This window comes from Endozoicomonas sp. YOMI1, assembly GCF_024606345.1.
Taxonomy (GTDB): Bacteria; Pseudomonadota; Gammaproteobacteria; order Pseudomonadales; family Endozoicomonadaceae; genus Endozoicomonas.
The window spans coordinates 1-4,101 of record NZ_JAHHPM010000263.1 but is presented as its reverse complement, the minus strand read 5'-3'; the positions used below and the strand labels follow the sequence as shown (position 1 = coordinate 4,101).

Here is a 4,101-nt window from a genome sequence, read left to right as displayed (position 1 = left end):
ATAGTAACTGCCCACTTAGCCAGAAAATACGATTCCATTTGGCCAACTACTTATAAGCTGTCCGGGATGGGTATCACGTTGACCAATAACGTCGTCAGCAGGTGCCTATCCATCAGGTCTTGCTCGATCAGTATTTAGATACCATCCATCGGTTAAACTGTGAGGTCCGCTGACCTGTCGGATCCATCGACGTGTTCGGGATCGATAAAGCTCCTGGTACATGGTCATAAAGATATAGGCACCAAGTTCCAGTCCCTGTTCAATTAAATAGTCTGATCTATGATCCCCTTTCCCATAGAATGGACGGATAATCTGATAAAATTCATCGGCATGCTCTTCGTCTAAATCTTTGTGGCAGTGATAATGGGTGAGTTCAGACGACTTAAGCCAGTTTCGGCCAACAATAGCCTGGCCAAGATAAGACGAAATGTGACTGAAAAGGTCTTCGATTATTCCGATGGTTGCAACTGCGGTATAGAGATCACCCGAAAGGCATACATCAGACAATGTGCTGTTAAATGATTTCACCTCAGGCCAGAGAGCACGTTGTTCGATATAATCTGAAGAAACACCCATAGCGTCAAGAAACGAAAGAAATGTGCTTTCATGGGCGTTGCTTAGCAGGCCATTGCCGTGTTCTTCCATGACATTCTTCAGGGTGTTTATACGGATTTCCGGTCTTGGCAACCGTGAGGCGATGACGGACATGGGCCGGGAAAAATGGACGACGGCAAATAAAAATTGTATCTGGGTCTCAATGAAGTCTTGCCGATCGAAAGTACCCTCCGTAAGGGTCTGGAAATACTCTGCACGTTTCAGTGGGTATCTTTGTTTTAGTTCGTTGATGTAATGTTCCATAATATTCCCTTTTTTAATTATCAGTTTAAATTTGACTGGTATCCAAATGGATAAAATCACTCTCATCAATAGGAGAAACCCCGAATAAAGTGTTAGGACAACTATAAATAGAACAGGCTGCCCCTGGTTTAATACTGTTAGCGATAAGCCAGCGCTTCAGTTCGGTAAGACGGGAATCCAGAGAAAAACACAGAGTTACGGACTCTGATATCAATGATTGCTCATGTGCAGCATGCCTGAGGTAGCTGTCAAGAGGGTTTGACCAATATCCTGGTGGTATTGGCAAATGGATCAGTTGCCATGGTTTTCCTGTCGATTGCAGTTTGAAATCTTTAGTGCCTGAATTATTTCTGATATTGCTGTCTATCTGAGACAGGCAGGCGACACGATGTAACGAGGGTAATAACGGGGACCGATTGTCCAGAGAGAGTAGCTCTTTGCATGAACAGAAATAAATGTCCAATGTACAGGACACCTTGACCAGTTTACCAAGGTGGAAACCTGAAAAACTTCGTGTGACATCGTCATTATTTTTTTTCATGGCGGCTTTTTTCATGGCGGCAAAGAAAACAAAATCCCACCCTCTATAGTTGGTGTTGGTCAGCCACTTTTTTAGTGCAAACCAGATCATTCGGTGGATTATTTTCTTGCCACGGTATTGCTTTGATAGCTTGAGGTCAGCCAGATAGAGCGCCGTATAAGATTGATTATTAACCGTTACTGGTTTCCATACGGCAGCGATAGAGCCAATAACAGACTCACCATGCATCGCCAAAATAAACAGGGCCTTCCCCATGGCGCTGAAAAAGCCATGATAGGGAGTACCATGTACAATAGTAAAATGATCTCCAGCCTCACTGAGAGGGTACTGTATTGATTGCTCAATGTTTTGCAATTGTTTTGCGTAGGCTTGAATAGCAACTCCATCTAAAAGTTTAAAATGAACATCCATAAACAAGTGCCTATTTTTTTGTAGCTATTTCAATTCGGTTGTAGAACATGCTTTTGTCCTGGCTTTTGTAATAACTGGATGATTGATCATCAAATGAAAATTCTGACTCTAGTAATGGACGCAGGGATTTTACGTTATTTAATTGCCTTAGAATCAGTGTACTTCCTGAACGCATCGTCTTAAGTGAAGTGATGTGTTGAGTAATGCTTTCCTTGTCGCACCAATCAAGAATATTAGACAGACTGATAAGATCGTAGTGATCAACTTTATCCAGATCAGGCAGTGGTGAGCAATGATAATTGAAATCATAATCTGTTTCAGACGTGAGGAATGATGGTGCGCTGGATTTAAGGTAACGACCTAAAAAGATACTCTGCAAAAAGTAATTGTCTGCGCTATTCTCTTTACCCAGTGCTGCTGTAAAACAATTTTTGAAATACTCAATGTAAGAGTCTTTTTCAGCATGCTGAACGGCATTGTCACCAAACATAGCCGTAAGAAACGTATTGTTAAAACAGATATCAAATATTGGCTGCCAAAACGAAGCGCCAGTCCATTTTGACAAAATTTCTTTACGGGTGGTGAAATCAGAATTAAAAAACAGTTCCAGTTCGCTTTCTGAACTGATAAATTCGATAAAGATCTGGCGAAAAATTCGGAAATAACGCTCGAATGCGCCATTTTGATTGAGTCCTGAAGGATCATTGTTTTCAATATTTAATAACGGGTAATCCTTATTTTTAATTGCGGTTATTTTGTTTTTAACATGTTGTAACTGAGTAGGGTTGATATCAAAAAGATCAACCTGTAAATGAGGGAGCTTATCTTTCAGGGCAAGTGCCGTACAACCACCAGAGGCAACCAATAAGGCTCTCTTTCCCTGGTTTTTCTGGATGCAGTCGATTTCCGGGCTCGGATCTTCCCTGACAACAGCAAAATTCAACGGATGACGTTCGTCCATATTTTGTCTCCATTATTGGTGAGTCAATGAAGATATAGACCATTAATTGGTTATAAAGTTCCAAATATTTTGTCAAGGCAAGATTCATTTGAGATGGATTTTTCTATTTAACCTATTGTTTTTAGGAGAATGTGGACTTGGGAATAAATGATCTCACGCACTTCTACAAAATGTGCTATTGATACAAATAGCAAAATACTGCACAAAGCAGTCAGGGGCCGTGAAGTGCACAACTACACTGTTAATTCATCAAGTAAAGTAGAGAATAGTAACGAGATGAACATATCGTCAGGTCAGTTGGCTGCTTCTGACCATCCACACACAGATGCTTCAAATCGCCTTGAGGTGTATTCCAGGCCCAGGTCGAGATCATGGCCCGGGTCGAGAGACGTTTGTCAAATACCAGTTGCTGGTGTAAATACCCAGATTGGGACAGATAAACAAGAAAGCACTATGCACCAGAAAACCACATCGATACAAGATCGTCGTTGTTTACTGCCCACAGACGTAGAGTTGAGGGAAAAACTTCGGAAACAGATCGCTGGTGAATTCAAAAAAAGTGAAAACTGCACAGTGTTTTGTACTGTACATGGGTATAAGGAAAAATGCGTAAGAGTGCGTTTCACTAAACAGGTGACACGTAAATTGCGGCAAGAGGGGCTTGCCCATGAGTCATCAAATTCGATCGTGCGCACTCTGAGGGTAAAAAATACACCAACGTCGTGTTCTTCTGATGAATTCTTTTTCTTTGTGAAAAGTGTAAAAGTAAATAACTTTCTTAATGAAACCTTTCGCAACCCTCTGATCAGTAAAAACGTATTTGAGATTTCAAGGCCCTCCCATGGAACACATTTCAAAAGTCATCATCGCTGGGAAAGCGCGTATGCTATTACTCACACAGTGCCAGCACCGTTAGTTGATAGCAGGTACTTATATATAATCCCAAGAGGTGAAGAATTACCCCCCATGGCTATTATGGACAAGGAAAAGTATCTGAGCAAAAGAATGGCGAGTTATTTCTCCGATACCATCAGTGTTATATCGGAAATGTTAAATGATAAGGATGATGACGACAGGCAAAAGGTGGCAAACTTAACAGCCCTGCTAAGTCCGAACACCCTGAGTGGTACTTCAGGGCATCCAGACAACAGCTTGCCAAAAGACAGACAGGCGGTTCTGACAGCCGGGACGTTTCTGAACCGTATCAGGCGTATCACTGAGGGGTTGCCCGGCAGTAGCGCCAGTCCAGGCGACCCCGTCCAGGCGACCCCGTAACGAGGATGGCAGAAAATTGAGGATAAAAATTCGGTTTTGTGAGGTGAATAGCGGG

At 42.1% G+C, this 4,101-nt stretch carries 4 protein-coding genes; 1 reads left to right on the top strand and 3 read right to left on the bottom strand.

What is annotated here, in order from left to right; translation table 11 throughout:
- Positions 1 to 105 precede the first annotated feature (105 nt).
- The 3 genes from KDK15_RS09250 to KDK15_RS09240 are packed head-to-tail and all read right to left on the bottom strand — an operon-like array spanning position 106 to position 2,675.
- A complete protein-coding gene (locus KDK15_RS09250; protein WP_257295069.1) occupies positions 106 to 858 on the bottom strand; it encodes a TenA family transcriptional regulator in 753 nt (250 codons plus the stop codon).
- Between the two features lie 25 nt (positions 859 to 883).
- Positions 884 to 1,810, bottom strand: a complete 927-nt coding sequence (locus KDK15_RS09245) for a hypothetical protein (RefSeq protein WP_257295068.1) — start codon at positions 1,808 to 1,810, stop codon at positions 884 to 886.
- Positions 1,811 to 1,820: 10 nt separating this feature from the next.
- Positions 1,821 to 2,675 (bottom strand): BtaA family protein, encoded by an 855-nt coding sequence (locus KDK15_RS09240; protein WP_257295067.1) that lies wholly within the window; start codon positions 2,673 to 2,675, stop codon positions 1,821 to 1,823.
- 1,062 nt (positions 2,676 to 3,737) lie between these two features.
- Here KDK15_RS09240 and KDK15_RS09235 point away from each other — a divergent pair.
- On the top strand, positions 3,738 to 4,046 hold the full coding sequence (locus tag KDK15_RS09235) for a hypothetical protein (RefSeq protein WP_257295066.1): 309 nt from the start codon (positions 3,738 to 3,740) through the stop codon (positions 4,044 to 4,046).
- Positions 4,047 to 4,101: the final 55 nt, after the last annotated feature.